Source organism: Sinosporangium album, assembly GCF_900100605.1.
GTDB lineage: Bacteria > Actinomycetota > Actinomycetes > Streptosporangiales > Streptosporangiaceae > Sinosporangium > Sinosporangium album.
The window spans coordinates 47,637-73,816 of record NZ_FNCN01000012.1; the positions used below are offsets into that span (position 1 = coordinate 47,637).

Below are 26,180 nucleotides of genomic sequence, written 5' to 3' on the forward strand. Positions count from 1 at the left end.
GGAGAATCCATCAATGGACAGCGCCATGGCCGATCCGTCAGTCGGCACGTCCGGCACCTCGGACGTGATAGGGGTGGTCATCGCCACTCTCGCGGAGATGCAGAGTCGCGGACCGGAGTCGATCTCCGCAGAGATGCGGTTCTTCGAAGACCTCTCCTTCGACTCGACGAGCGTTCTCGAACTGCTGATGCGGCTGGAGAACGAGCTCGATGTCGAGTTCGACCCCGAGACGCTCGAACCGAGCGACTTCGAAACGGTGAGATCTCTCGCCCTGTATGTCGAGGAGCAGCTGCCCGCGCCGAGCTGACTCGACCGGGTGAGACCGTCCACCGAGCCGAGGAGGGTGGTCGTGCTCGCGTCCGATGTGGTGCATATCTGGTTCATCGGACTCAGCGTTTCCGAACGCTGGGCCAAGACGATGGCGGCCGTACTGAGCGCCGACGAACGGGAACGCCTCGGCGGCTATACGTCGGAGCGTCTCCGTTCCGCCTTTCTGTGCGCGCGGGCGGCTACCCGCTCGATCCTGGGCGGCTACCTGTCCGTCGCCCCCGCCGCGGTGCGGCTGACGGCCGGGCGCTGGGGCAAGCCCGAGATCGTCGGCGGTGACGGCGCCGTGCGGTTCAACCTCTCCCACTGCGACGACCTCGCCTTGCTCGCGGTGACCGGGTTTCGGGACGTGGGCGTCGATGTCGAGCACCTGCACGCTCGCCGCCCCGTTTCCGAGATGGCGGCGCGGTACTTTCCGGCCGAGGAGAACGAGATGGTCACCACGGCCGCGGTGGAGCACCGAGCCGCGGTGTTCCTCCGGCTCTGGACCCGCAAGGAAGCGTGTGTGAAGGCGGCGGGCGCACGTATGGCCCTGGGGCTGGGTCTTCCGGTGGCGAGCCGCAGTCCCGCTGTGGTAGTCCGCGATCCGTCCGGCCGGCTGTCCGGGCAGTGGACGGTACGGGACGTCACAGTTCCGGGCGGTCATGTGGCGGCGGTCGCGATGGCCGGTGGTAGGCCGTATCTGATCACGCGGAGAAGCTGGAGCCCGGAGCGGCTTCATCAGGAGAAGAGAAGGAGCGGATGACCGATCAGCCCACCGTCGAGACCCCCGCGCACCGTGTCACGGTGGACGAGCCGAGGGTCCTGCGCTTTCTACGGGCCGTCGGCGACGACCCGGCCGGATACACCGCCACGGCGGCCGCCTCCAACGGTGGGCTCGGCCGGCCAACGGTTCCCCCTACCTATCTCTACTGCCTGGAGGAGATGGAGCGGGGGCAGGACCGCTCGGTTCTCGACGCGGCCGGAGCGCCGAAGACGGGAGCGCTGCACGCCGCCCAGCGGTTCCGGTACCACCGGCGGATCGTCGTCGGAGAGACCCTGTCACTGACCACCAGATTGGCCGGCCGGTACCCGCGAGCTCCAGGGACGGTACGGCTGGCGGTTCTTGAGACCCGGTACACGGACATGGCCGGGCTCCCGGTGGCCGACCTCCGCTGCAGCCTGGCCTTTCCTGCCCCGGACGCGCCGAACGACGGTGCCGCTCCCACGGGGCCGCCTGAGCCCGCGCCCGTCCTGGCGACCGGGGCGATCCCGCCGGCGACCCGTGAGTCGCTCGCGGCCTACTCCGAGGCGTCCGGTGACCGCAATCCGATCCATCTGGACAGCGCGGCGGCACGTGCCGAGGGCCTGGAGGACGTCATCGGGCACGGCATGCACGTCATGGCGCGGGCCGTACAGAGCCTGGAGGGGCTGGGGCCGGGCACGGAGCTGGCCGAGTACGAGATGCGGTTCCTGGCCCTGATCCGGCTGGGCATCGGTCTGACCGTGACCGTCCACGGGTCGCCCGGCGGGAACTCGCTGCGTGTGAGAGTGACGGACGAAGCCCAGCGGGTCGTCGCCCTCGGCACGGCTCGGACACGGCGGGTGAACCAGGAGATCCGGACAGGCGGACGCCGTCCCGGGTGAGGGGCTCCTCCTCCTCACCGGCCAGCCGAACGGCCGGGATCGAAACGCCCCTTGACGACTCCCGCGAAGACGCTGAGCCGCTGGATGTTGCGGGTGCCCTCCATGTATTCCACGGCGCGGGCGTCGCGGGCCAGTTTCTCCAGCAGCGGGTGATCCAGCCGCGCTCCCGGCCCGAAGAAGCCGAGGGCCTCCAGGGTCACCTGCTCCGCCAGCCTCGCGGCGCTCACCTTGGCCGCCGAGGCCAGATGGCCGTCCGAGGGGTCGTGGTCGACCGCGATCGCCGCCGCCCTGACCAGCTGGCGTACGGCCTCGATCCGTCGGCCGATCCGGTCTAGCCGCCACCGCTCGTCCGCACTCATTGCGCCACGGTGCTCCCTCACGTACTCGAACGCGGCCCGCGCCACACCGACTCCCATGGTGGCGACCGCGGGACGCAGCAGGTTGAAGGTCTTCAACCATCCCCACATGCCGCGCCGCGTCGGGGACAGATGGGAACCGAGGATCCGGTCCCGGTCGACCTCGACCCCTGCGAGGCCTATCGCGCCGAGCTGTGCCCCCCGGACCCCGATGGTGTCCACCGCGACGGCCGTGAAGCCCGGAGTGTCCGTCTCCACGAGCGCCGCGCCGAGGCCGAACATGCCGGGACCGGTCCTGGCGAACACGACGCCCATCTGCGCGCGGACCGCGTTGCCGACATACCGCTTCGCGCCGTTCAGGCGGGCGGTCGCCCCGTCCGCCGAGCCCTCCAGCCGGGTTCGCATCCGAGCCGCGTCCGAGCCCACCTCCGGTTCGGTCAGGGCGAAGAACGTCCACGTCGGCCGCTCCAGAATGCGGCCGAAGAAGAGCTCCCGCTGACGCGGGCTGCCCAGAGTGTCCACCGCGATGCCCGTCATCGGCGCGCCGGGGGCGGCGAGCATGATGCCCAGATCACCCCAGGCGCCCTCTTCGAAGAAGACGACTCGTTCGAGCGCGCTCATCAGGTAGAACTTCTCACCGCCGACCACCAGGGGGTCGGGGTTGAACTCCGGAGGGATCTGCAGCGTCCCGACCCGGGAGAGCGCGGGTAGGTCGACGATCCGGATCACCGCTTCCGGATCACGGTCCACTTCGAGCGCGTGCGGACGCATCTGCGCCGCCCATTCGTGGGCCTGTCCCCGAAGGAGCGTCAGCCGCCGGTCCAGCTCGATCACACCGTCACCTCCCCGTTGGCGGGGCCGACGTACACGTCAGCCAGCAACTCCGACAGATGGGCGGTGCGCCCCGCTCCACCCTCGACGTAACCACTGGCGCCGAACAGCCGGAGCGTCGTCCGGTCCGCGGCGGTCGTCCGCCCGTGGAGGTCCACCACGGAGTCCCAGGGCAGCCCCTCGGTGCCGGCTGTCTCCAGCACAGCGCGGATTTCGAGATGGTCCACTGTCACGTCCGCGATCGTCCCCTTGATCATCTGATGCTGCAGTAGGGAGGCGTCTCCGGCGAGCCGCGCGCCGAGATGGCTCACGGCCGCGTCGAGCAACCCGTACGAGAGGCCGAGGCGGAGCCCGGCCAGGGTCGTCGCCCATGCTGCGGGCCACACCGCCGTACCCTCGCTGAGAGGCTCGAGCTTCGAACGGATGGCGACCAGCCCCGGCACGGGCGGCGCGTACACGGACTCCGTCCCACGCGCCCGCGGCCACTCGAGCCCGCCCAGCCTGACCCTGACCGCGGTGGCCGCCGCCTCGGCCGACGCGATCGCGTGGCCACCGGGACCGAGGAGCAGGACTCCTGGGCCCGCCCGGGTGTGCAGCGTGTCGAGTGCCTCCTTCCAGCCGTTCCGCCTGGCTACGTCGAACAGCAGGCGCCACGGATCCGTGCCCGTACCGGAAAGGGCCGGACCGGAAAGGGGAGGGGTGCTCCGTACCGTCATGACCGCGCTTCCTCTCCCCGCACGGGTTCGATATCGATCAGGCAGCTGGACAGTCGGCCGAGGTCCGGGTCGTAGTCGGCCATCAGTACTCGACGTCCCTCGGCCCGCCAGGTCGGCAGCCCCTCCACCAGGACCGCCCACATACCGGTGGCTGGCCGTCCCGGGGGGACGTCCAGCCGTTCGGCGGCATTTCCCAGCGCGCCGGCCAGGCCCGTTCCGGCCACCGCCGTGACCGGTAGGTCCGTCGTGGCGTGCGCCTCGCCGAGCAGCGCCGACCAGCCGCCGGGAACCGCTTCCGGCCGCATCCGCTGCGGCCTCCGTGCCTCCAGCCGGCCCTGCGGCTCGGCGTCGATGTCGAAGACCAGCAGCACTCCCGAATCCTCAACGACCCTGAGGTGGTCGGGAACCGGCCCGTCGTGCAGCACGCTGGCCTGGTCCAGGGCGAACAGCAGGATCCGGCGCGCGGTACCCGCCCGTGCCCAGTCGGTGGCCAGGCGCAGGGCGGTGAACGGCGCCATGACGCCTTGGTCCGCGATGGCGAAGGCTAGCCCGGGGGCCGCGACGACCTCGGTGAGGAAACACATCGGCCAGCCGGGTTCCGCGTCCGGGGCCGCGCTCACCATCATCGCCAGGTCGAACCGGTCCCGGTAACGCCCCATTTCGGGTACCAGCGCCGAGACCAGGTCCGTGTAGGAGTTGCGTCCGGCGGCGAAACGCTCCTCGTCGAGAGTGAGTCCGTGGGTCGTGAGGAGGTCCGTGAAGTAGTCGTGGTCGTGGTCGACGAACGGCCGCCCCGGACCGGCCAGATGATGGACCGCCAGCGCCAGGCTCAGCGTCCGGGGCCCGGAATCGGCGAGGCCAAGGTCTTCCGCAGGGTGAGACGTGGTCACGTACATGGTTTCGGGCATGCTCCGTTTCGAATGGGAGGAGCCAGTGCGGTGCCGACCGCGACGGCTCAGTGCTCCAGAACCATCGCCGAGAAGGTGGCTCCCAGGCCGACTGCGGTCATCAGATACCGATCTCCCCGCCGAAGCCGTCCGCTCTGCCTGGCCGAGCGATAGTTGATGAACGCGTCGGCGCCGAAGCAGTGACCACAAGTGGAGAGGTTGTCCAGATAGAGCAGGTCCGCCCCCTGGATCCCGAGCCGTTTGAGGACTCGGAGCCAGGACATCCGATTGACGTTGTGGGGCAACACGACGGATATGTCGGCCATCCCTAGCCCGGCGCTTCCTACCGCAGCCTCGACCACCTCGGCGAGGTACCCGGGATACTCCTCGTGGAAGGCCGCGTTGATCTCAGGCGCCGTCCAGGCCCCGCCGTGGAACTTCCCATGGGTGCGTGTCGCATACCCGAGCACCCGGTCGCGCGGCCCGTCGGTGCCGACCAGTACCGCGGACGTCCCCTCGCCCATCACACCGGTGTCGTTGATCACCTGGGCGGCCGAGGTGAACGCCTTCTCTCCCGCGAGCACGAGGGCGAGAGCTCCTGGCTCCCGGTCCGCCGCGAGCATGCGGCCGGTCACGTCTATCGCCAGCAGTCCCGAGGCGCAGGCGTGCTGCGTCAAGGAGAAAGCCGTCGTCTCCTCCAGCCCGAGTCTGTGGCAGACCTCCTGGATCGGGTTGAGGGGGTAGGGCGCCACGACCGGCATGGTCCGGGCATGGACCACGTACCTGATGCGTGGCCGGTACGCCTCCAGATCCTCCATCGCGAGGACCGCCGCCACCAGGTGGTCGGCCAGGGTCGCCCCGGGATCCAGCGGGATTTCAGAGAAACCGAAATAGCGCTCATGGACACGGATTCGGTCCTCGGTGAAACCGTGCTTCCGCAGGAAATCGCGGATCGGTACGGCCGACTTCGGCACATAACTGGACACGGCTTCAAGAGACGTCATGTAGCACCGCTCTCTGGCATTCACGGGTCGGCTTGATTCCGTCCTGGAAAAGGCTGTCGCGCCCCGTCACCAACGCCAAGGTTCCAATGGGCGCGCCACACGGCTGAACCGACGGCCATACCCCGAAGAGGGGCTATCTACGGAGCACGGGACTGCCAAGACTCGATATCCGGGCGTAGCGCGGGACTCGGTGTTCATCACCGGGCCGCCCTCGAAGTCATCGCCTTCGAAGACATCGCCTTGAAGACACCGTCCGCACCGTTGGTCCGAGCTCAGGGAGAACCGTAGATGGTCAACCCCGCACCGCGCGATCTACGCCGGGCACTGGTCCGGGCCAATATCGCGGTCCGTGAGAATCGCCCGCCGTACCCGGAGTACGTCAACGTCTTCGTCCGCACGTACCAGGTGTCGGTCGGCCGGCCCCGGACCGAGTCGCAGATGTACCAGTTCTGGTTCCGCACGCGGGGCTGCACCTATGACCGTGCCGGCCAGTGCAGCATGTGCAACTACGGGATCGGGCCGGAGATCCGGCCGGAGGTCGTGGCACGTGCGGTCGAGCGGAAGCTCGCGACCGTTCCCCAGGGATCCAGCCTCTATCTCTCACCGTCGGGCAGCCTTCTCGACGAGAAGGAAGTGCCGCCGGACATGCGTGACCGCCTCCTGCGCAAGGTGGCCGAGCGCAGGCCGACCAGTTTCGCCTTCGAGACCCGTCCCGAAGTGTGCACTCGGGAGAAGCTCGAACGGGTACGGGAGTTGCTGCCGTCCGGAACCCGTTTGGTCTGCCAGATCGGTGTCGAGTCCTGGGATCCCGAGATCCGGAACATGTGCCATCTCAAGCCGACCCGCCAGGAGGCCTACCTCGAAACGGCCGGGATGCTGAGGAGCCTGGGATTCGATCCCATCGCCAACATCACCTTGGGCGGTCTCGGACTGTCTCCGCGTGAGGCGTACCAGGACACCCTGGCCGGTGTCCGCGGCGCGCGCGCCGCCGGGTTCGGTACCCAGATGGTGTTCCCGCTGAGCGCCAAGGCGGGAACACTGATCGGCTGGGCCCATGACCGGGGACTGTGGGAACCTCCGACACTGTGGATGCTGGTCCGGTTGCTCGCCGAGTGCGCGGACGACTCCCTCGACACACACGGCCACGGCGACCTGGACATATCGTGGTTCAACCCGCAGGTCGACGATGTGGTCCAGTCCAGGCCCGACGGGTGTGAGCGCTGTCGCCCGACGCTGATCGCCGCGCTCTCCGCCTTCCGGCTCAGACCTCGGCGTGACTCGTTAGACGCGGTCGGCTCCTGGGACGGGTGCGACTGCGCGTCCCGTACGGACGAGCTCCTCCATGCCGCGGAGGAGCGAGGGTACTACGACCGTCTGGTCGTCATCGCCGACCGTTGGGCGAGCGACGCCGCGGAGGCCGGTGCGCGGACGACCCTGCCCGTTCTCTGACCGGGAACTGTCACGGACGGGACAGTCTGCCGTGCACCGTCTCTCGCCTCCGTGTGCCGGTTTTCGCGTCCAGTAGTGGACGTCGAGCGGTGGACGTCGAGCGGTGGACGGGGTAATGCGCCGCACTGTTCACGGCATGAGTGAGTCTTCCGCTTTCTGATATTTCAACGCGGTGGCCGGAGCCCGAGACCTACCGGCAGAAGGCGGCCCGGGTCGAGCGGTGTTCGGCGTTTCCGTGCGCGTGGAGTCGGCCGGGTCCGGAGAGGGCGTCCAGGCGGTCGGGATCCAGGAAGACGCTCTTCCTTGTTGCCGCCTCCGCATTGTGCGGCCACGTGCGCTGCTCACCGCCTCCGCAGGTAACGCCAGCCCAGTACGCCGTACCAGAGCATGATCGGCAGGTAGAGGGCGTACCCGAGCTGTTCCGATGCCTCCGACGGGTTGTCGGCCGCGGTCGTCCACGGCAGCACGACCGCGGCCAGGCCGAAGAGCCCCGCGATGGCGCCGGCCACGCGAAGCGCGCCGGGCATGGGGACTCCCACGGCGGTGGCCGCGACGGCGGCGACCCAGAGCAACCCTGCCAGGTTGACCATCCACTTGGCGGTGAGCATCACCGCGGTGGCCACAGTGGCGGCAGCCGGTGTGGCCGGATCGGTGCTCAGCCGGGTCAACGCCAGGTTTCCGGCGTCGTGAAGCAGTCCCGCCAGTCCGGCGGCGGCCAGCAGCCCACCGGCGAGCACTATCAGGTGCGGCCTGGGCGCGACATGTGGGTTCGTGGCCATGACCAGCCCGGCCGCGGTCAACGCCAGCCAGCCGAGCACGTCGAAGGCCAGTTCGGTCAGATGCAGCCCAACCTGCTCGCCCACCGCGGCGAGCGCGGCGTCGGGGTCGGCCGGATTCAGGGTCAGCCCCGATGGCACCACTATGGCCGCACCGGCAATCATGGCCACTATCGAGATCAGCAGCAGGACACCGGCAAGCCGGGCCCCGGGGTTCAGATCAGTCATGGACGGTGACGGTAGAACCCTGACACAAGGAGAAGGTCAACACATTGAGGACAGGGAGTCGTCATGTGGCGGATTGGTCAGCTGGCGCGTATGGCCGGGGTATCCCAACGCACCCTCCGCCACTACGACAAGATCGGGCTGCTGGTGCCCGCCGCGGTGGATCGGGTTACGGGTTATCGCTGGTACGGCGTGGCCGAGTTATCCCGGCTGGAGCGCATCCGAGGATTGCAACGTCTCGGCCTGCCGTTGCGCCGGATCACCGATCTGCTTGACGCGCCCGAGGCGCAGCTGCGACAGGCGTTGGCCGAAAACGTGACGAGTCTCCATCGCGACATCGCCGCATTGGCCGCGACCGCTGCGCAGGCTGAGGACCATCTCGTGACGCCCCTATCGATCCTGCCTCAGCAGACCACGGTGGGGCCGCGCCGCCTGCGCGTCCGCCGCCTGCGTCTCGAGCACGCATCGGAGCTGGCCGTCATCTGCGCGGCGGACTCGCCGTCGACCTTGCTGACCTGGCTCGGCGGACATCCGACGGGTGGCTTCGCCGCAGCGGTGACCACCGATCGGGGAGGCGAGCAACTCATTCTGCCGGCCCGCGCGGTTGTGCGTGCCGTCGTCCCCTCCTCGATCGGTGTCGTCCGCGCCGGTGAGGAGCTGTTCGGTTGGCTGCACCGCCACGGGCTGACCGTCGCCGGCCCCACTCTGGAAGATCACCTCATCGACGCGGGCGGTGCCAACGCCACCGTTCTGGAGGTGCCGGTGGACCGAAGCCACCACGTTGGCCCGGCTTGAAATGACTCGCGAGGTCTCCACTCGCGCTCGCACGTCCGGCTCAGTGGACCGGTGCTCTGAGTGGCCCTAGAGCAGATCGTGGTCGCGGGCGTAGACGGCGGCCTGCGTACGGTCGCGCAGGCCGAGCCTGGTGAGGATGCGCGAGATGTGGTTCTTCACGGTGCCCTCGCTGAGATGCAGTCGCCCGGCGATCTCGCGGTTGGTCGAACCGCGGGCGATCAGCCGGAGCACGTCGACCTCCCGGGAGGTGAGGGAGGTACCCGGCGGGGTGCTCGTCCCGGTGCCGGGCCGTGCGCCGGGCCGGTCGGCGATGGCCGAGGCCAGGCGCGCCGTCGCCGCCGGGTCGAACTGGGCGACGCCGGCATGCGCGAGCCGTACGGCGGCGGCCAGTTCCCGGGCAGGCAGGTCCTTGAGCAGGTAGCCGGTCGCGCCCGCGCGCAGCGCCTGGACGACGTACTCCTCGTCGTCGAAGGTGGTGAGCATGACCACCCGTACGCCGGGGGCGCGGTCGCGCAGGGCGGCGAGGGCCGCCACACCGTCCATCTCGGGCATCCTGACGTCCATGAGCACCACGTCGGGCGCCAGCGAGACCGCCTGTTCCACCGCGTCGCGTCCGTCTCCCGCGGTGCCGACCACGGCGATGCCGGGCTGGATGCCGAGCAACGAGGCGATGGCCTCCCTGATCAGCCGCTGGTCGTCGACGACCAGGACCCGCACCGGCGGCTCGGGGTCAACGGCGTGGTCGGTCGGCTCCGGGGTCATGACTCGGCCCGGCGGGGGATGGTGACCTTCAACACGGTTCCGCCTGCGGCGGCGCTGCCGATGTCGACCCGGCCGCCGGCCGCCTGCACGCGCTCGCGCATGCCGAGCAGGCCGTACCCCTCCCGTCCTGGTGTGAAGCCGCGGCCGTCGTCGCGCACCACCAGCGTCGCGCCCGTCGCGTCCAGAGCGGCGGCCACCCGGACGCGGGTGGCGTGCGCGTGCCGCCTGGCGTTGGTGATGCCCTCCTGGGCGGCCCGGTAGAGCGCCCTGAGTGCCGCCGCGTCGTGCCCGCTCTCCTCACCGGTGACCTCCAGGTCCACCGCCAGGCCGTCATCGCCTGCCTGGCCCGCCACCAGGTCGGTGAGCGCCTGGGAGAGGCTGAACTGCCGTTCCTCGCGCAGTGTGCGCACCGACCGCCGTACGTCCTCCAGCGCGCGCCGTGCCGAGTCGTGAGCGTCCACGAGCGCGTGGTCCGCCGCGCCGGGATCCCGGTCGCGGAACGCGGCGGCCTTCTCCAGCAGCACGACGATCGCCGTCAGATGGTGTCCGAGGTCGTCGTGGATGTCGCGCGCCACCCGGTTGCGCTCGGCCGTGGCGGACAACTCGGCGACCCTCGCGGTGGAGGCGGCCAGATCGGCTCTGGCCCGCCGTTCCTCCACGGCGACAGCCGCCATGGTGACGGCCAGGACCAGCCCCACCCCGAACATCAGCAGGTCGGATACCTGTTCGACGTTGGCGTACCAGCGCGGGTCGGCCACCGCTGCGGCGGCCACCAGCAGCAGCGCGCAGGCCGCGGCGAGCGCGTGCGCGACCGCGGGGCCGAAGGCGAAGTACGCGGTGAACGGCACGAGCACGAACAGCGCCCGCGACAACTGCGATCCGTCGACCGCCGCGACGGCGGCGAACAGCGCGATCCGCGCGCCCAGCAGCACTGCCGCCGACCGCGGCGGCGTGAGGTCCGGGTAGCGGCGCCGCTCCAGCAGGTCGAGCATGGCCAGCGCGGCCAGCCCGCCGGTGAACAACACCGGCTGGGTGTCGCCGAGCCCGGCCAGCCAGGCGTACAGACCCGCCACCAGCACCGCGCCGTAGAGCACTGGCGACACCCATGGCACCGGGCGCGAGAGGGGCATGTCCGCAAGACTACGGCCGGATCCGGACCGCACGCTGCTTCCCCGTCTACCCGGCGATCCCGTACGGTGTCCCCGCCTGTGTCCCCGCCTGCCCGGGCACCACCGCATCCTGCCGTCCCCGGCCTGGCCGGCGATCCTGCCGCAGCGACAGCGACAGCCAGATCAGCGATCCGGCGGCGAACACGTGCAACGCGCCGGTCAGGGGCGTGTCGGGCAGCGACGAGGACAACGCGAGCAGCACCAGCGTGACACCGTAGCCCCAGGCCGGAACTCGCGGGAAGACCCGTGCGCGCACCATCGACGCGCAGAACAGCGCGGTGCCGACGACGAAGACGGCCACGCCGGTGAGCAGCACGATTCGGGTGGGCCCGGCGAGTAACTGCGTCGCCACCGCAGGGTCGAGGAAGAAGACGACGACGTTGAGCGCGAACGCGATGCCCGCGAAAAGGCTGAACCCAATCATGTTGACGCCGTAGGCGATGGCGCCGAAGCGTCCGGAGAAGGCGCTCTGGTGTAGGTGGAACGCGGTTAGCGCGGGTGCCCCGAGCCCGGCGCCGAGCCCGATGACCAGGCTGGTCGCGGCGGTCTCGCCGGTGAACACCTCGATCGCGCCGGGCACGCCGAGCGACAACGCCATGACAACGCCGCACACCGCGCCGAACCGCAACATCCAGACAATGGGCATGAAAACTCCTTACCGCGCCGAAGTGGAGGAACGCTCCGACGGTAGGAGCCGGCATTCCAGTCACATAAGTGCCGCAGGTCACAATGGCGGCACCCTGGACGCCGCCAGAAGACACATGCCCCCAGCCCCCGACCTGCCGGTGGAGCAGGCCGTTGGCGACCTTGAGCGGCCGGACACGGTCAAGGTCGCACTTCACGGTGTACGCGGCGTGTTCCTGCTGCCCGCCGCCCTGGGGCGGCGGTGGCGGGTCCTCCGGCTGTTGCCGACCAGGACCGATGTCCAACCTTAGGGACGAGCCAGAGGCGCGACCGCGCCAATCGCATAAAACGGACACCCGTCTCGCTCTGACGCGGTATGCGAGTGCGCTCCGCAGATGGGGCATTCACGTTCGTCTGACTGCTGACAACCTCTGGATCTATTCCGTCATCTCTGGCTCACCGGAGGCCATCGTTCGCACCTCCGCTGCGCGATCAAGGGCCCGCTAGGTGTCGCACAATGCCTTGACGGGCCTGTTCATGTCTGGGTGCCATCGGCAAGCGCGTTCTCGGTTTCATGTTCTCGGGCGGCTATGCCTCCAAGGCCGTTGTTCCCGCCCGCGACCTGGTGGAGGTCCCGGAGAAGGTCAGCGCGGGCGAGGCCGCGGCACTGCTCGTTCAGGGCCTGACCGCCTGGCACCTGCTCCGTTCGTCGGCGCGGGTGCAGGCTGGGGAGAGTGTGGTGGTGAACGCCGCCGCGGGAGGCGTCGGCTCGCTGGCGGTCCAACTGGCCAGACGATTCGGGGCGGGACGCGTGATCGCCACAGCGTCGACCCCGGAGAAACGGGCCTTGGCGCTTGAGTTGGGGGCCGATGTGGCGGTCGACGGGGCCGCCGACGGCTACCGGGAGCGGATCCTGGACGCCAACCACGGTCGCCCGGTCGACGTCGTGCTGGACGCGATCGGCGGGGCGGTGTTCGAGCAGGCCCTCGGCACAGTCGCGAGCTTCGGCCGACTGATCACCTGTGTCAGGCGGAGGCCGGGGCAGGGAAGGGCTCGTAGGTGTTGCCGGCCGGGTCGAAGGTGAAGGCTGTCCACCGGCCGTGTTCGGGCGACGCCAGGCGGGCGCCGAGGGCTACGGCGATCGCGACGGGTCCGCTGAGGAAGATGGCGTGTCGACCCATTCGAGCACCGGATGGCAGGGGCGCCTCTCGCCAGGCGCGACAGGCCTGCTCCACCACGCCGGTGAAGGTGGCGTTGTCCTCGGCCAGGCGTGGAGACGTGCTGCGGAGCCGCAGCAGGTAGCCGATGCCGTGCCGGCGGCAGGCCGCCAGCACCTGATCGAAGAATTGGTCTCCTCGGTCCTGCAGGTCCAGCGCGACGGCGACCTTGGTCGGGTCGCCGTCCTCGACGGCTTCCAGCCGGTCGCCGGTCAGCGGCTCGTTGCCGGAGTCGATTGCCCGCAGCGATGTCGCCGGAAAGTATGCCGGTGCGCCGTCCGCCTGCCGGATGGCGTGCACCACGATCTCGCGAGCGTGTGTGTATCCCAGCCTGGCGCCGAACCAGAACGCGACATGCAGCGGCATGGTCGGGATCAGGTTGATCTGGACGGCGTCGGGGGTCAGGCGTTCCGCCATGGTGGCGGCCAGCAGTGTCTCGTCGGCGAGGGCGTCGACCAGTTGCCGGTCCCAGACGCCGTCGCTGGGCAACTCGACGCTGGTCTTCAGAGTCACTGTGCATGTGCTCCGGCTGTACGTCTCCGCCTGCTGGTCCAATTGTCGGCCGCGTGCCGACCCGCGACGGGCGTCTATCGCGGTCACCACGATGCCGACCTGCACCCGCCGACGTGCTCGGTTTCTCAGCCACAGCCCTAGGGCGACAAGCGCGAGTCCCGCGGCGGCGGCCAGGACGAACCACCAGCGCCCGGCAGGCTCGTCCGCTAGGAACGACTTCGCGGCCTCTACCCCGAAACCGCCCGCCGCTACCCCGCCGACGGTGACCTGCGCCGTGCCGTCCGAGATGGCGGCCCATCTTCCTTGTGAGCCGCCAGAGGCATCGGCGGAGCCGACCACCGTCAGCCGCGGTGAAGCCGTCGGTTCTGAACCTGTCACCGCAATCATCCGTTCGGGGGGGTTAACGCCGGCGGCGTAATCGAGCCAACAGAGCCATGCCACTTTATTCGGCTGGACCTCGATGTCGCCGTCTCTCGTGCAACGGAATCATTCGACCGCGCCGGTCGGCATGTGCTCAACGCTCAGCCGGGTGTGGGCCCTTGGACACCCCTTTTCTCTAAGGCCAAGTCACAACAAAAGCAGGATTCCGCGCGTCGTATCCCCATGAAGGATTCCGCAACTCTTGGGAGGACGCGTGATGAAGTACCGGATGCAGGTGGGGCTCTTGCAGCTGGTGTTCGCCGGGGGGCTTGCGCTGCTTGCGCTGTATGTGTCGCCGATGTGGATTCTCACGATGGCGTTGTGGTACGGAGTGGTGGCCTTCACGTGGCAGGGATTCCGGACGATGCTGGGCAAGGTCAAGCCTCGTGGGGAACCACGGCTGCATGGGACGGCCGCGAACTCGTCAGTGCCCCCCAGCTCTTCTCCCGGCGTTGCACCCGTTGGCGGTGCGGCGCTCAAAAACGAGCGGGACGAGCTCAGGGATGCGGTGCTCGACTCCGGACATCGGATTGTGCAGGGCATGCGCCGGACCGTGGTCGTGTTATTGCTCGTTTTCCTCGTGCCGGCGACCGTGCTTCTCGTCTGGACGATGGTTGACTCGTTTGTCGAGGGCGACATCTTCACAGGCGCTCTCATGGCCGGCGCGGCTGTGTTCATCGCGCGGTATTGCTGGTATCACCTCTTGAGGCCCCGGGATGGCTCAGGTAGGCAGACCGGCGCCACGCACGACTACAGCGACTCTGGAGGCGGCTCTGGAGAGTAGTCGTTTCCGTCCTTGGGTCACCATGGGCCCGGACCGCGAGGCTGCTGGCTTGCGGCGTCTGGTGGGGCGCTCGCCTGAGGGCGGGGGCGCGGGTTCGAGTCCTTGCCCTTGTTCCAGGGCAAGCTGGTAGCAATGTCTGATTTGTCACGCGAATGCGCGCCTCGCAGGGCATGATCGATACATCGTGATCTGCACGGCAGAAATGATGATTCTCCCGGCTGCCTGCGGCCGGACGGCTCCACTGGTTACCACTCATTTGCGCGTGTCGGTGGGAAAGGAAGGCAAGCGGTGTCCGATGCGGGTCAGTTAAGCGCGAGCGACCCTGAGAGCATCGGCGTTCACAGGCTGCTGCGGGTGTTGGGCGTCGGCGGCCAGGGCACCGTCTACCTGGCCGAAAGCCCCACGGGGCAGCAGGTCGCCGTCAAGGTACTGCATGCGCGTATGACCACCGACGACACTGTCGTTCGGAGTTTCCGGCGTGAGACCGCGCTTGCGCAGCAGGTGGCGATCTTCTGCACCGCTGCCGTGCTGGAGGCCGGCTTCAGCGAGGGACGGCCCTACCTGGTCAGCGAGTACGTGCCCGGTCCTTCCCTCCACGAGTTGGTCGCCACCGGCGGACCCCGGACCGGAAGCGGCCTGCGACGCCTGGCGGTCGCCACACTCACCGCGCTGGAGGCTGTCCACCGGGCCGGGATCGTGCACCGCGACTTCAAACCCGCCAATGTGATCATGGGGCCGGAAGGCCCGGTGGTCATCGACTTCGGCATCGCGCGCATCCTGGAGACCACCACGGCCACCTCGGCCACATCCTCGGGGCTGGTCGGCACCCCGGCTTACATGGCGCCCGAGCAACTGGCCAACCAGCCCGCCGGCCCAGCCTCAGACCTGTTCTCCTGGGCGGCCACCATGGTTTTCGCCGCCACCGGCCATCCCGCCTTCGCCGGCGAGCATGCCGCGGCGGTCATGGGTGCCGTTCTCGGCCGTGATCCGGATGTGGAGGGTGTGCCGGAGCCGCTGCGTACGTTGCTGGCCGCCTGCCTGGCCAAAGACCCACGGGGCCGTCCCGCGCTGGGCGACGTACTGGCGGTGCTGACCGGCCGTACTCCGACCGTGGAACCGGGCCGCCATATCGGTCCTCCCGCCGATCACCCCGCTGGGGCTCCCGTCGGATCTCCCGCTCCGGCGGTGCCCCTTCCTCCGGTTCCTTGGGCGGCGGCGGGCGGACCGGCGGGCGGACCGGCGGGCGGGGCGGCCGACCTTGCGCAACAGGACTTTCCGGGCACGCTGGACTTGATTGCGAGGGGGCCCGGGCAGGACGGCGAGTCGCCGGTGGCGGCCCGGTCGGGATCGTCCTTCTGGCGCGATCGGCTCGGAGGGGTCGCCGCGGTGACGGCCTGTGTCACACTCGTCGCGCTCGCTGTGATTTTCTGGCCCTTCGCGGCGAAGGAACCGGCGCTGCGCGTCAGCGAAGAATCGGCGGCACCGACGGTGGACGCCACGCGAAAACCGACAGTGAGCCCCACGCCAAGTCCAGCAATGACACCAGGCGAAGTAGGCCGCCACAGCGACGGCATCTGGGCGGTTGCGGTCGGGCAGGTGGAGGGTCTGCCGGTCGCCGTGACCGGCAGTGCGGACCACACGGTCCGGGTGTGGGACCTGACCAGACGCGAACTCGCGGGTGAACCGATGACCGGCCACACCAACGACGTCTACGGGGTTGCGGTCGGGCAGGTGGAGGGTCGGCCGGTGGCCGTGACCGGTGGGGCGGACGGCAAGATCCGAGTGTGGGATCTGGCCACGCGCAAACCCCTGGGTGAGCCGATGACCGGCCACACCGGCACCGTCTACGCGGTCGCGGTCGGGGAGCTGGAGGGTCGGCCGGTGGCCGTGACCGGTGGGGCGGACGGCAGCGTCCGAGTGTGGGATCTGGCCACGCACAGACCCCTGGGTGAGCCGATGACCGGCCACACCGACGAAATCTGGGCGGTTGCCGTCGGCGAGGTGAACGGTCGGCCGATCGCCGTCACCGGCAGCAGAGACGACAGCGTGCGGGTGTGGGATCTGGCCGCGGGAAACCCCCTTGGCCGGGCGATGACCGACCACGCGGGGGATGTCTACTCGGCGAAGGTCGGGGAGCTGAATGGTCGGCCGGTGGCCGTGACCGGTGGGGCGGACGGCAACATCCGAGTATGGGATCTGACCACGCGCAAACCCCTGGGTGAGCCGATGACCGGCCACACCCACGTCGTGACGTCGGTGGCGCTCGGGAAGGCGGACGGTCGGCCGATCGCCGTCACCGGCAGCTGGGACAAGACCGTGCGGGTGTGGGACTTGGCCACACGCAGGCCCATCGGTCAGCCGATGACCGGCCATACCAACACCGTCTACTCGGCGGCGATCGGGCAGGCGGACGGCCGCTTGTTCGCCGTCACCGGCGGCAAGGACACGACCGTGCAGTTGTGGGACTTGCATGGTCACACGCGAGGAGCCACGACCGGTCCAGATACTGCGGCGCCGACTCGAGTGCCTGGCTCGGGAGCGCGGCCGTAGGAGGGGTTCGGGGTGTTGCGGCGGGCAGGGTGGGCGGGGAGGGGCGTGGACGGCGGAGCGCCACCCGCGGCGGCGGGTGGCGCTGAGGGGGCTGTGCCGTACGGGCTGTGCCGTACGGGATGTGCCCCTTTGCGGCTAGGAGCCGATTTTCTTGCCTTGGGTGTGCCAGACGACGGCGACGGCGGGGCGGGGCTGGTGGCCGTCGGGCCAGCGGCTGGCGGGGTTGTCGGGGGTGGCGCCGTCGATCTCGCCGGGGTGCTGGACGGCGACGAAGACGCTGCGCTGGTCGGCTGTGACCATGGGGCCGCAGGTTTCGGCGCCGACGGGCACGCTGAGGAACTGGCGCACGTGGCCGCTTTCGGGGCCTTGCACGGGCATCACGAACAGGCCGTCGTTCTTGCCGAGGGCGTTGCCGTCGGTGGCGATCCACAGGTTGCCGTCGCGGTCGAAGGCGATGTTGTCCGGGCAGGAGATCGGCGAGACCTTCGATTTGTCGTATCCCGCGAAGTAGGTCGAGGGGTCGTTGGGGTCGCCGCAGACGAGCGGGACGGACCAGGCGAAGCGGGTGCCTTTGCCTTCGACGAGTTCCAGGACGTGCCCGTGCTTGTTGGAGGCGCGCGGGTTGGCTTCGTCGGCCTGCGCGGGGGTGCGGTTGGAGTTGTTGGTGAGTGCCACGTAGACGCCGCCGGTGACGGGGTTGCGCTCTATGTCTTCGGGGCGGTCCATCGTGGTGGCGCCGACCTTGTCGGCGGCGGTGCGCGTGTAGATGAGGACTTCGGCGGCGCTCATGCCGGGCACGTGGGAGGTGTCGCCGGTGACGAGGGGGATCCATTCGCCGGAGCCGTCGAACGCCCCGTCTTTGGGCAGTTTGCCGGAGCCGTCGATCTCTTCCTTGGGGCTGTCGCCGGTGAACGTGGCGACGTACAGCGTGCCTTCGTCGAGCAGTGTCCGGTTATGCCGGTCGTGGCCGGGGATGTAGCGGTTTTTGGAGACGTACTTGTAGATGTATTCGAAGCGGGAGTCGTCGCCCATGTAGACGGCGAGGTGCCCTTCACGCGTCACGGAGCTGTTGGCCGCTTCGTGTTTGAAGCGGCCGAGCGCGGTGCGCTTGATCGGCGTGCTGTCCGGGTCGAACGGGTCGATTTCCACGATCCATCCGAACCTGTTGACCTCGTTGGGGTGTTTGGCCAGGTCGAAGCGCTCGTCGACCTTGTCGAAGCGGCGGCTGTCGGCCGGGATGTCGGTGGGGATGGTGTATCTGGCGGTGTTGGGGTTGGTCTTGTCGCCGTTGACGAAGTACTGGTCGAAGTTCTCTTCGGCGGTGAGTACGGTGCCCCACGGCGTGGTCCCGCCGCCGCAGTTGTTCAGCATGCCGAGGGGTTTGCGCCCCGTCGGGTCGGCGGCGGTCTTCACCAGGGTGTGGCCGGCTGCGGGGCCGCTGAAACGCATCGGCGTCTTGGCCGTGATGCGCCGGTTGTAGCGGCGGCGGCCGTTGGTGGTCAGCCGCCATTCGCCGGTCGCGCGAACCCGCTCGACCTCGACGACGGAGCCTCCGTGCGCCTCGATCGCGATCTTGATCTGTTCCTCGGTGGGGGCCGACGCCGAGTATCCGCGGAACATTAGCACTTCGTCGGTGTATTCGTGGTTGACCCAGAGCAGGCCCTTGTTCTGCCCCATGGGGAAAAGGGTGACGTAATCGCAGTTGTAGCCGAACTGCTTGGCCTGCGCCTCGGCGGTCTGCTTGTCGAAGTCGAAGGCGGGCGCGCCGGGCAGTACGGGGTCTCCCCACCGCACTACCACGTGGGAGCGGTAGCCGGCGGGGATCCGCAGGGCGTCGTCCTTGTTCGGCGGTACCGGGCTGAACCGCAGGTCGCCTCCGTGGCCGGGTCGGCCGCCCCCGCCGGGCTTCTTGCCGGGGTCGGCGGCGGCCGGTGCGGCGCCTACGCTCCCTGCTCCGATGGCTCCGACGACCAGTGCGCCGAGCGCACCGGCCTGCAGCACGCCCCGACGGGACAGGGCTGCGGCGGCGATGTCGCCGAAGTAGGGGTTCCCGCTACGGTTGGCCACATCGTGCGCACACGCGTTGCCGCATCGGAACCTGCACGTCAGAGCGGATCGGCCGCCCGTGTGCGAGTCGGTGAGCAGGGGCAGCAGCACGGGGTTCCTCCAAGGTGGTGCACGGTCGTTCGTGCCTGGACGCTACGGCGGCTTTCCGAACCACCGGTGAACGATCTCCTGTTCCTCGATGAACCTCGATGAACGATATGTGCTCATTTGTAGTGCTATTTCGGGTTTTGCTGTGGAGTCCGGCCGTTCATGGGGATAAATACCCATTAGGGCGGGCGCGAGATCCGGGGGCCGACGCCGTCATGGCCTTGCCCGGCTCGGTGGCACGGCCGACAGGTTAGCGGCGTACCGCGCCTCTCGGGAGCAGATCTCACGATCTGCACGCTCATGTCAACGCAGCGTGCAATCTCCCGTAGGTGGGCGCCAGGCTGCGCAGGCCGGCTGCGAGAGCCGCGTCGTCGCCCCGCACGAGGGGCAGTTGCAGTCCGCCCACGATGCGGGCCTGCTCGGCGGCGACGGCGGCGCCTTCGCCCAGCCCCAGTATGCCGAGGCAGACGGCCAGGTCGTTCAGCCTGCGGGCCCCCACCCGCACCGCGAACGCCTTCATGAGGTCTCTCACCTCGGGGTCGAGCCCCGCCTCCACCAGGTCGGCCGTGCGTTCGGCGGCCTCGGCCTGCCCCACCGTGCCGGGCGCCACGGTCGCGTCTGTTCTGCCCGCCAGCCAGTCGAGCCCGGCGGGCAGCGACCGCCGCAGCGCCTCGACCGGGGCCACCTGCGCCCGCCGTACGAACCGCGACCGCATCGCGAACGGGTGCTTCAGGTAGTCGATCAGTTCGCCGCTCCAGGAGGCGACGAAGTCGTCGATCGCCAGGCTGGCGAAGGGGTATCCCTGCGGGTCGTGCACGAGGACGGTGTCGTCCCCCACCTCCAGCACCACCAGGTAATGGTCGGCCGCGACGGCCTTCCCGGCGCTCGGCTGGTAGAGCAGCAGGCCGAGCTCCACCGGCCCGACCAGGACGGGGCCTCCGGCGCATGCCTCGCGCAGGCGCCGTACGGCGTCGGCGGGCGACCCGCCGTCGCTGCGCTCACACGACCAGCCGAGGAGTTCGATCGCCGCGTCGAGCCCTTGGTCGGGGTCCCAGCCGAACGGGTCGAAGAGGGGCAGGTGGCCGCCGATGAGCTGCATGCCGTACGGCGAGCCGGTCAGGACCTCGATGATCTGTACGGCGGGAGCCTCGTCGCCGAGGATCATCGCCAGGGAGTTGGAGTAGCAGTACGGCCCGGAGCCGAGGTAAGGAACGGACATTCCTGCAGGTTCCGACCTCGCACGGTGTGAGGGTCAAGCCGTACGGCTACCGCCTCCCTGGGCCGCGTCCCGCCCATACGGCCTTGCCGTATCCATCGTTGGTGCGCGTCTGAAAACAATAACTGTCATCACATAAATCTGGGGCCTAAGTGAATGTTGTCGGGGTTGGGGGTGGAGGGGGGAATGAGGGGGAATTATCGGGCTCGATAGAGTTGGAAATCTTCTGCGGTGAATGAGAAGTTTTAACGTTTTTCTCATAGCCCGCTCATCTGACTCCGCGACGTTGTTGCCAGGCAGCCCTGCCACGCCCCCAGGGCCGCTCCCGGAGCATCCCTTGCATTCCACTGGAGTTCGCATGAGGAAGACCTCTGCCCTTTTAGGACTGCTCGCCGCCGCGGCACTCACCCTGCCGGCAGCCCCGGCCTTCGGCGCCGCTCCCGCCAAGGCGGCGTTCCTCGCCCCCGACACCGACTGCACCTCCTCCCTCGGCGCGGTCACCGTGCCCGGCAAACTCGTCGTGCCGAACGGCGCCACCTGCACCCTCATCGGAACCGTCGTTCTCGGAGGCGTGGAGGTCCGCATCGACTCCACGCTGAACGCGAGCGGCGTCAGCGTCGCCGCCGGTGTGCTCGCCTCCCAGCACCGGCTCGTCTCCATCACCGCCAACTCGACCGTGCAGGGCAGCATCAAGGCGGTCAAGGGCGGTGGCGTGACCGTCACCGACAGCTCCGCCTTCGGCGGCCTGGAGATCACCGAGAACACGGCACGGCCCGGTCTCACGCGTGCCGTCTCCGATAACGGCGGCATTCTCGTCGCGAAGAACCAGGGCGGCGCCACCGTTCACAGCAGCCGGGCCAATGCGAACCTGATGGTCGAGGAGAATTACGGCGGGACTACATCGGTGCACTCGAATGTCGCCGGTGACAACCTCTCCGTGAACAAGAACCTCGGCGGCACGGACATCGTCAACAACAGCTCCAACGACAACATCAACTGCAGTGACAATGTGCCCGCGCCCACCGGAAGCGGCAACGTCGGAGGTGCGGACGGCGCCGGCAGCAAGACGGGGCAGTGCGCCGCCTTGTGACCTGTTTCTGAACGCGTACTGGGGAAACACACGGGGGAACGGCGTGGGCGGCATCCGTCACGGATGCCGCCCACGCGCTCTGTCCAGAACGTCCAGAAAATGGCTAAACGACCCTTTGGACATGTGTGCACCGCTAGCCTCTGGCGACATGATGCGATTGTCGGTCCGGGGAAGAATGTCCGCTCTGATTGGCGTGCTGGCGCTCTCCGCCGCCGCGTGCGGAGGCGGCGGGGGCGGAGGTGATGGGGGCGGCGGAGGCGGTGGTCAGGGGGCGGCGCCGTACGAGACGCCTTCCGTGTCCGGCCCACCGCCGGAGACGGGCGCCGCGCGCCAGCCGGAGACCCGCGAGGTCACCTTGGAGGTGCTCGGCAAGGGCAAGAGCGCCCAGCCGATCGCTTTCGTGGCCGACACCAACGGCATCGACGAGGACGCCGAGCTGCCGTGGAAGAAGACCGTGGAGATCGAGCTGACCGAGGCCGAGCGACAGGTCGGGCGTGTGGTGTCCGTCATCCCCGGCTCAGTACTCGACGAGAAAAAGATGCTCAAACCGGGGAAGTGCCGCATCTACGTCGACGGGAAGAAGGTCGCCGACAACGACGACCGCAAGAGCCTGTGCGAGTTCACCCTCAAATAGGGGGAAGGGCCGTCCCCGGACGGGGACGGCCCTGGTGCCGCGCCGGGCGTCAGACGCTGAGCTCCGCCCGCAGCACATCGGGCTTGTTGGTGATGACGCCGTCCACCTCAAGGGTGATCACGTGGCGCATGGTCTGCGGGTCGTCGACCGTCCACGTGAAGACCTCCATGTTGAGGTCGTGAACCTGCCGGACGTACTCCGCGCTGAGGGTGCTGTAATGCGGGTTGATCTGGTCGGCGAAGGTCGCGAGCTCGACCAGCCGGGCGGCCTGCGGGGTGCCCAGCAAGCCGATCGGCACGTCCGGCATGACCTCGTGGAACGTGCGCATGGAGTCCCAGTTGAAGGACTGCACGACGAGCCGGTTGGGGCGCAGCCACGAGCGGTGGCGCTCGAGTTCGCCGGCCGTGCGGGCCTCGATGCCCGGGTAGAGCTCGGGGGCCTTGACCTCCAGCAGCAGGTCCATCGGGCTGCCGTTCATCGCGCGCAGCGTGTCGCCGAGCGTGGGGACCGGCTCGCCCTTGAACTGCTCGCCCAGCCACGAGCCCGCGTCGAGCGTGCGGATCTCCTCCAGGGTGAAGTCGCTCACCTTCCACGGCGAACGGTCCGGGAAGACCTCTTCGACGTTGGTGGTGCGGGTGAGCGTCATGTCGTGCATCAGGACCAGCTGCTGGTCCTTGGTCATCTGGATATCGATCTCGAACATGTCGGCGCGCTGCTGGCGGGCCAGCTTGAACGCGGCGATGGTGTTCTCGGGCGCGTACGCGGACGCTCCGCGGTGCGCGACGCTGATGATCGTGGGAGGCGCGGTGGCGGTGGCGGCTGCCGAGGGCAGGGCCGGCGCGAAAGCGGTCACGAGGATCGAGAGGATGAGGCCGATGCTGCGGAACAAGGGATCTCCTGAGGTCGGGAGCGGCCTACAACTCGGATCTTTGGCGCTCTACATGGCTTCCCGCTGATATGCGGGTGACGTGTTCGTGCCATGCAGATGAGCATTTGCGCCACGCTCGGCCCCGGGCGGCCCCGGGCGGCCCCGGGCGGGCGCGGGCGGGCGCGGGAGGACGCGGGAGGACGCGGGAGGACGCGGTAGGGGCGGGCGCGGCGTGGGTTCGGTCAGCGGTAGCCGTACGGCTCGGCCTGCTCGGCGGCCTTTGCCACATTCCTTGGCATGCGGCCGAAGATGAGCCCGTGGAATGGGGAGATTCCCCACCAGTACAGGTGGCCGAGCAGCCCCCGAGGGTGGAAGATCGCCCGCTGGCCGTAGAGCGTCGTGCCGTCCCTGTCGTGGACGGTGAGCTCCAGCCAGGCGAGTCCGGGAAGGCGCATCTCCGCACGGAGGCGGAGCAGCCGCCCGGGTTCGAGCTCTTCCACACGCCAGAAGTCGACGGCGTCGCCGATCCGGAGCCGGCTCGGGTCTCTGCGCCCGCGGCGCAGACCGACGCCGCCGAGGAGGCGGTCCAGGAAGCCGCGGAGCCGCCAGGCGACCGGCAGGGAATACCATCCGGTGTCGCCCCCGACCCCTTCGATCACCCGCCACAGGATCTCCGGCGAGGCGTCGACGACGCGGCTGCGCCGGTCGATGTAGAGGCTGCCGCCGGCCCAGTCGGGGTCGGTGGGCAGCGGATCGCTGGGGGCGCCCGGCGTCGAGGCGGAGCTCCAGCGGGTGGCGACGTCGGCCTCCTTGATCCGGAGCAGGGCGAGCGCCACGGCCCGCCGGAAGCCGATCAGGCCCTCCGGCGGATCCGGCACGTATTCCGCGATGTCATGCTCCCGGCAGACCGTCTCGGCGCGGAGCGACTCCACAAGGGGACGGGCGACGTTGGCGGGGACCGGGGACACCAGGCCGACCCACAGGCTGGACAGGGCCGGCGTGAGCACGCGAACCGGGATGATCAGACGGTCCGGCAGCCCCGCCACCGCCGCATAGCCATGCATCATGTCCGCATAGGTCAGAACGTCGGGGCCGCCGATGTCGAAGGTCCGGCTCACCTCGTACGGCAACGCCGCACAGCCGACGAGATAACGCAGCACGTCCCGGATCGCGATCGGCTGCGTGCGGGTGTGCACCCAGCGCGGCGTCGTCATCACCGGAAGGCGCTCGGTGAGGTTGCGCAGCATCTCGAACGACGCCGAGTCGAACCATGCACTTCCACAACAAGACAAGGGCAGCATAGCCGACTCTGGGGCGCACGGCATCGCAGCACGTCACAAGGTCCTGCAATCTTCGACAACGGAGCCGCTCCGCGCCGCCACCGCGCGCACCGTGAAAGGAAGCGCTTTCATAGCTAGACTCCCTGTCAAGGGCATGTCGCATCGGGAGGGACGCTGATGGATAGCCTCCGGGCGCGGGAGTGGTGGCAGCAGGTGACCCAGATACGCGCCGAGGACCCCGGGTTAACCGATGAGCAGATTGCGTCCAGGCTCGGCGTGTCCCGTCGCACTTTCTATCGTCGCCGCGACCAAGCCCAAATCCCCAAGCGCGTGATGGACCACTCCAGCGCCATCCCCTGGACGGTCCCCAAGGCGGACGTTGACCACACCTACTGCACGTACCTCCGCGCCCTCTCCTACATAGCGCAGGGGGTGCCTGGGGGCTCGCCGCGCCAGCGTTCAGCCGCGCTTCGATGGGCACGCGAGGGTGTAGCCGATCATCTTGATGTGATCTATGACTCTCTTGGGTGGCGGATGGTGCCCGCCGTAGAGTCCCAATGGCACCTGAAGGCGGTTCTTGCCGCCGCATTGAGCACCTTGGAAGGGTCCAAATAGCCCCTATCAGGGGTTTTACCGTTTGCTGCCCGCACATCGCGGGCGTACTGTCCTCCCCATGCGAACGAAGACATACGGGCACAAGCCCCCGACACGGGCATCTCCGTTTGGTCACGATCAGCCGTTTCGGCCGGTATGGATCTACACAATACGCGCCTCTTTATCCGATCATTAGCAGGCATTTACGTGTCTGAAACCTCGGCGTGGGAGCGGTGACAGGTGGCCGGTTGGACGCAACAACTGATCAACTACTCCATATTGCATGGAACGACCGTGACGCTACTGATCAGCAGGTGGGTAGACATCTATGCTCTGCGCACTTCCCTTGGAACGCTCTATGAGGTGCATCGTAAGAGCCCCCTGCATCGTCTCCGGCTGAAACGTCAGCGTGCCCTGATACCGGCAGGGTCACGGTTCATAGGGCTCACTTACCCAGACGATGGCCGTCCTTACCCGATACTGCTCTTTTGGAAACACGCAGGAGAGGAGAAGAATCACGACGAACACCGCGCGGCGGCGGAGTGTTTCCCAACTTAAATCATATGCACAGTGTGGCGAGTCATACCGGCTCTCGCGTGTGCAGCAGGTGATGCGGCGACCGGCCGCGTGGACCCTGCAAGGGAACGCCGTACACGCAGCCCTAGAGGCATACGAGAAGAGCTGGAGACAGCTCAGCGAGGTCGAGCTGATTGAGATCTTCGAGGACGAATGGTCTCGCCTTCTCGGTGAGGCGATAGCGGCACACCCCGACCTCGATACCTGGCTACAGCCGGGGCGGAAAAAGGTCGAAAACGACCTCGACGACCGCCACGCCGAGTCAATTGAGCAGATCAGACGGTATCTGTCCTACGTCCAGACCGATCCGCTGAAGCCGTGGGTACTTCCGGACACAGGAGAACCCGCGAGCGAGGTGGAGTTTTTCGCGGACTTCGACGGTATCCCGGTCTACGGGTTCATAGACCTGATCCTCATGGACCCGAGAACGGGCGCTCTACACATCCGCGACATCAAAACCGGATCGAAACGTCCTGCGGGCGCTATCCAGCTAGGTATCTACCGTCACGCCGTCAGGCTCACCCTGGGGATAGACCCCCTGTGGGGTGACTACTGGATGGGGAAAGACGGTGCTCCTTTGCCGCCCGTAGATCTGACTCGCTATAACTACGCATGGGTAGCGCGAGAACTTCGTCAGATGGACGAGTCGGAACGCGCCGGCCGCTACCTGGCGAATCCCGGTGATCACTGTCGGGTGTGTGACGTGGCTCATCACTGCCTCGTCATGTCATAAAAAA

25 protein-coding genes and 1 pseudogene are annotated in these 26,180 nt (G+C 68.5%); 13 read left to right on the plus strand and 13 right to left on the minus strand.

Annotation, left to right across the window (positions count from 1 at the left end):
* Positions 1-25 precede the first annotated feature (25 nt).
* The 3 genes from BLQ73_RS14540 to BLQ73_RS14550 are packed head-to-tail and all read left to right on the plus strand — an operon-like array spanning position 26 to position 1,953.
* Positions 26-307: an acyl carrier protein gene (locus BLQ73_RS14540; protein WP_093171126.1), complete on the plus strand. Its 282-nt coding sequence runs from the start codon at positions 26-28 to the stop codon at positions 305-307.
* A gap of 42 nt (positions 308-349) precedes the next feature.
* Positions 350-1,072, plus strand: a complete 723-nt coding sequence (locus tag BLQ73_RS14545; RefSeq protein ID WP_093170986.1) for a 4'-phosphopantetheinyl transferase family protein — start codon at positions 350-352, stop codon at positions 1,070-1,072.
* Positions 1,069-1,953, plus strand: a complete 885-nt coding sequence (locus tag BLQ73_RS14550; RefSeq protein WP_093170987.1) for a MaoC family dehydratase — start codon at positions 1,069-1,071, stop codon at positions 1,951-1,953. Before BLQ73_RS14545 ends, BLQ73_RS14550 begins: the two co-directional genes overlap by 4 nt.
* Positions 1,954-1,967: 14 nt before the next feature.
* On the opposite strand, the gene BLQ73_RS14555 is transcribed toward BLQ73_RS14550, so the two are convergent.
* From BLQ73_RS14555 to BLQ73_RS14570, 4 genes are read right to left on the minus strand one after another with little or no spacing between them, the layout of a single operon-like run.
* On the minus strand, positions 1,968-3,143 hold the full coding sequence (locus BLQ73_RS14555; RefSeq protein WP_176955454.1) for an acyl-CoA dehydrogenase family protein: 1,176 nt from the start codon (positions 3,141-3,143) through the stop codon (positions 1,968-1,970).
* Positions 3,140-3,856, minus strand: coding sequence for a hypothetical protein (locus BLQ73_RS14560; protein WP_093170988.1), 717 nt, complete (start codon positions 3,854-3,856; stop codon positions 3,140-3,142). Before BLQ73_RS14560 ends, BLQ73_RS14555 begins: the two co-directional genes overlap by 4 nt.
* Positions 3,853-4,764: a hypothetical protein gene (locus BLQ73_RS14565; protein WP_093170989.1), complete on the minus strand. Its 912-nt coding sequence runs from the start codon at positions 4,762-4,764 to the stop codon at positions 3,853-3,855. The genes BLQ73_RS14560 and BLQ73_RS14565 overlap by 4 nt, the downstream gene beginning before the upstream one ends.
* A gap of 47 nt (positions 4,765-4,811) precedes the next feature.
* Positions 4,812-5,747 carry a 3-oxoacyl-[acyl-carrier-protein] synthase III C-terminal domain-containing protein gene (locus BLQ73_RS14570; RefSeq protein ID WP_093170990.1) on the minus strand — a complete coding sequence of 312 codons (936 nt, stop codon included), beginning with the start codon at positions 5,745-5,747 and terminating at the stop codon, positions 4,812-4,814.
* 288 nt (positions 5,748-6,035) lie between these two features.
* Between BLQ73_RS14570 and BLQ73_RS14575 the strand changes: the two genes are divergently transcribed.
* Positions 6,036-7,196 carry a radical SAM protein gene (locus tag BLQ73_RS14575; protein WP_093170991.1) on the plus strand — a complete coding sequence of 387 codons (1,161 nt, stop codon included), beginning with the start codon at positions 6,036-6,038 and terminating at the stop codon, positions 7,194-7,196.
* 341 nt (positions 7,197-7,537) lie between these two features.
* On the opposite strand, the gene BLQ73_RS14580 is transcribed toward BLQ73_RS14575, so the two are convergent.
* Positions 7,538-8,200 (minus strand): hypothetical protein, encoded by a 663-nt coding sequence (locus tag BLQ73_RS14580; protein WP_093170992.1) that lies wholly within the window; start codon positions 8,198-8,200, stop codon positions 7,538-7,540.
* Positions 8,201-8,263: 63 nt separating this feature from the next.
* On the opposite strand from BLQ73_RS14580, the gene BLQ73_RS14585 reads away from it, so the two are divergent.
* Positions 8,264-8,992, plus strand: a complete 729-nt coding sequence (locus BLQ73_RS14585; RefSeq protein WP_093170993.1) for a MerR family transcriptional regulator — start codon at positions 8,264-8,266, stop codon at positions 8,990-8,992.
* Positions 8,993-9,058: 66 nt separating this feature from the next.
* On the opposite strand, the gene BLQ73_RS14590 is transcribed toward BLQ73_RS14585, so the two are convergent.
* The 3 genes from BLQ73_RS14590 to BLQ73_RS14600 are packed head-to-tail and all read right to left on the minus strand — an operon-like array spanning position 9,059 to position 11,569.
* Positions 9,059-9,754 (minus strand): response regulator, encoded by a 696-nt coding sequence (locus BLQ73_RS14590; protein ID WP_093170994.1) that lies wholly within the window; start codon positions 9,752-9,754, stop codon positions 9,059-9,061.
* Positions 9,751-10,884, minus strand: coding sequence for a sensor histidine kinase (locus BLQ73_RS14595; RefSeq protein WP_093170995.1), 1,134 nt, complete (start codon positions 10,882-10,884; stop codon positions 9,751-9,753). Before BLQ73_RS14595 ends, BLQ73_RS14590 begins: the two co-directional genes overlap by 4 nt.
* Positions 10,885-10,930: 46 nt before the next feature.
* Complete coding sequence (locus tag BLQ73_RS14600) at positions 10,931-11,569, minus strand: hypothetical protein (RefSeq protein ID WP_093170996.1); 639 nt, start codon at positions 11,567-11,569, stop codon at positions 10,931-10,933.
* Between the two features lie 115 nt (positions 11,570-11,684).
* On the opposite strand from BLQ73_RS14600, the gene BLQ73_RS32410 reads away from it, so the two are divergent.
* Both BLQ73_RS32410 and BLQ73_RS14605 read left to right on the plus strand, forming a co-directional pair.
* Positions 11,685-11,858: a hypothetical protein gene (locus BLQ73_RS32410; RefSeq protein ID WP_176955455.1), complete on the plus strand. Its 174-nt coding sequence runs from the start codon at positions 11,685-11,687 to the stop codon at positions 11,856-11,858.
* Positions 11,859-12,121: 263 nt separating this feature from the next.
* Positions 12,122-12,631: a quinone oxidoreductase family protein gene (locus tag BLQ73_RS14605; protein ID WP_093170997.1), complete on the plus strand. Its 510-nt coding sequence runs from the start codon at positions 12,122-12,124 to the stop codon at positions 12,629-12,631.
* Here the strand turns inward: BLQ73_RS14605 and BLQ73_RS14610 are convergent.
* Entirely contained in the window at positions 12,573-13,655 is a 1,083-nt protein-coding gene (locus BLQ73_RS14610; RefSeq protein WP_218125858.1) for an SAVED domain-containing protein, read from the minus strand. The genes BLQ73_RS14605 and BLQ73_RS14610 overlap by 59 nt on opposite strands.
* A gap of 256 nt (positions 13,656-13,911) precedes the next feature.
* On the opposite strand from BLQ73_RS14610, the gene BLQ73_RS14615 reads away from it, so the two are divergent.
* Positions 13,912-14,481: a hypothetical protein gene (locus BLQ73_RS14615; RefSeq protein WP_093170998.1), complete on the plus strand. Its 570-nt coding sequence runs from the start codon at positions 13,912-13,914 to the stop codon at positions 14,479-14,481.
* A 288-nt stretch (positions 14,482-14,769) separates the two neighbouring features.
* A complete protein-coding gene (locus tag BLQ73_RS14620; RefSeq protein ID WP_093170999.1) occupies positions 14,770-17,031 on the plus strand; it encodes a WD40 repeat domain-containing serine/threonine protein kinase in 2,262 nt (753 codons plus the stop codon).
* A gap of 135 nt (positions 17,032-17,166) precedes the next feature.
* Here the strand turns inward: BLQ73_RS14620 and BLQ73_RS14625 are convergent, their stop codons facing one another.
* Positions 17,167-19,188, minus strand: a complete 2,022-nt coding sequence (locus BLQ73_RS14625) for a PhoX family protein (RefSeq protein ID WP_093171000.1) — start codon at positions 19,186-19,188, stop codon at positions 17,167-17,169.
* Between the two features lie 295 nt (positions 19,189-19,483).
* Positions 19,484-20,404: a hypothetical protein gene (locus BLQ73_RS14630; RefSeq protein WP_093171001.1), complete on the minus strand. Its 921-nt coding sequence runs from the start codon at positions 20,402-20,404 to the stop codon at positions 19,484-19,486.
* A gap of 355 nt (positions 20,405-20,759) precedes the next feature.
* On the opposite strand from BLQ73_RS14630, the gene BLQ73_RS14635 reads away from it, so the two are divergent.
* Positions 20,760-21,491: a hypothetical protein gene (locus BLQ73_RS14635; RefSeq protein WP_093171002.1), complete on the plus strand. Its 732-nt coding sequence runs from the start codon at positions 20,760-20,762 to the stop codon at positions 21,489-21,491.
* A 175-nt stretch (positions 21,492-21,666) separates the two neighbouring features.
* The gene (locus tag BLQ73_RS14640; protein WP_143020263.1) at positions 21,667-22,125 is read left to right on the plus strand and encodes a hypothetical protein; all 459 of its coding nucleotides are present in this window, start codon (positions 21,667-21,669) and stop codon (positions 22,123-22,125) included.
* Positions 22,126-22,174: 49 nt separating this feature from the next.
* Here BLQ73_RS14640 and BLQ73_RS14645 read toward each other — a convergent pair whose 3' ends face one another.
* Both BLQ73_RS14645 and BLQ73_RS14650 read right to left on the minus strand, forming a co-directional pair.
* Positions 22,175-23,014 (minus strand): glycerophosphodiester phosphodiesterase, encoded by an 840-nt coding sequence (locus BLQ73_RS14645; RefSeq protein ID WP_093171004.1) that lies wholly within the window; start codon positions 23,012-23,014, stop codon positions 22,175-22,177.
* Between the two features lie 221 nt (positions 23,015-23,235).
* A pseudogene (locus BLQ73_RS14650) lies at positions 23,236-24,255 on the minus strand (SDR family oxidoreductase); the annotation flags it as partial.
* Positions 24,256-24,450: 195 nt separating this feature from the next.
* On the opposite strand from BLQ73_RS14650, the gene BLQ73_RS35000 reads away from it, so the two are divergent.
* Together BLQ73_RS35000 and BLQ73_RS14660 are read left to right on the plus strand one after the other, a co-directional pair.
* Entirely contained in the window at positions 24,451-24,888 is a 438-nt protein-coding gene (locus BLQ73_RS35000; protein WP_093171005.1) for a helix-turn-helix transcriptional regulator, read from the plus strand.
* A 439-nt stretch (positions 24,889-25,327) separates the two neighbouring features.
* Entirely contained in the window at positions 25,328-26,176 is an 849-nt protein-coding gene (locus BLQ73_RS14660; RefSeq protein WP_093171006.1) for a RecB family exonuclease, read from the plus strand.
* Positions 26,177-26,180: the final 4 nt, after the last annotated feature.

Excerpts from the sequence above, each read along its gene's own strand:
- BLQ73_RS14630 (WP_093171001.1), bottom strand. The coding sequence starts at position 20,404 with ATGTCCGTTCCTTACCTCGGCTCCGGGCCGTACTGCTACTCCAACTCC.
- BLQ73_RS14635 (WP_093171002.1), top strand. The coding sequence starts at position 20,760 with ATGAGGAAGACCTCTGCCCTTTTAGGACTGCTCGCCGCCGCGGCACTC.
- BLQ73_RS14660 (WP_093171006.1), top strand. The coding sequence starts at position 25,328 with ATGGCCGTCCTTACCCGATACTGCTCTTTTGGAAACACGCAGGAGAGG.
- BLQ73_RS32410 (WP_176955455.1), top strand. The coding sequence starts at position 11,685 with ATGCCCCCAGCCCCCGACCTGCCGGTGGAGCAGGCCGTTGGCGACCTT.
- BLQ73_RS35000 (WP_093171005.1), top strand. The coding sequence starts at position 24,451 with ATGGATAGCCTCCGGGCGCGGGAGTGGTGGCAGCAGGTGACCCAGATA.
- BLQ73_RS14575 (WP_093170991.1), top strand. The coding sequence starts at position 6,036 with ATGGTCAACCCCGCACCGCGCGATCTACGCCGGGCACTGGTCCGGGCC.
- BLQ73_RS14570 (WP_093170990.1), bottom strand. The coding sequence starts at position 5,747 with ATGACGTCTCTTGAAGCCGTGTCCAGTTATGTGCCGAAGTCGGCCGTA.
- BLQ73_RS14550 (WP_093170987.1), top strand. The coding sequence starts at position 1,069 with ATGACCGATCAGCCCACCGTCGAGACCCCCGCGCACCGTGTCACGGTG.
- BLQ73_RS14560 (WP_093170988.1), bottom strand. The coding sequence starts at position 3,856 with ATGACGGTACGGAGCACCCCTCCCCTTTCCGGTCCGGCCCTTTCCGGT.
- BLQ73_RS14585 (WP_093170993.1), top strand. The coding sequence starts at position 8,264 with ATGTGGCGGATTGGTCAGCTGGCGCGTATGGCCGGGGTATCCCAACGC.
- BLQ73_RS14540 (WP_093171126.1), top strand. The coding sequence starts at position 26 with ATGGCCGATCCGTCAGTCGGCACGTCCGGCACCTCGGACGTGATAGGG.
- BLQ73_RS14595 (WP_093170995.1), bottom strand. The coding sequence starts at position 10,884 with ATGCCCCTCTCGCGCCCGGTGCCATGGGTGTCGCCAGTGCTCTACGGC.
- BLQ73_RS14640 (WP_143020263.1), top strand. The coding sequence starts at position 21,667 with ATGTCCGCTCTGATTGGCGTGCTGGCGCTCTCCGCCGCCGCGTGCGGA.
- BLQ73_RS14565 (WP_093170989.1), bottom strand. The coding sequence starts at position 4,764 with ATGCCCGAAACCATGTACGTGACCACGTCTCACCCTGCGGAAGACCTT.
- BLQ73_RS14580 (WP_093170992.1), bottom strand. The coding sequence starts at position 8,200 with ATGACTGATCTGAACCCCGGGGCCCGGCTTGCCGGTGTCCTGCTGCTG.
- BLQ73_RS14600 (WP_093170996.1), bottom strand. The coding sequence starts at position 11,569 with ATGCCCATTGTCTGGATGTTGCGGTTCGGCGCGGTGTGCGGCGTTGTC.
- BLQ73_RS14605 (WP_093170997.1), top strand. The coding sequence starts at position 12,122 with ATGTTCTCGGGCGGCTATGCCTCCAAGGCCGTTGTTCCCGCCCGCGAC.
- BLQ73_RS14590 (WP_093170994.1), bottom strand. The coding sequence starts at position 9,754 with ATGACCCCGGAGCCGACCGACCACGCCGTTGACCCCGAGCCGCCGGTG.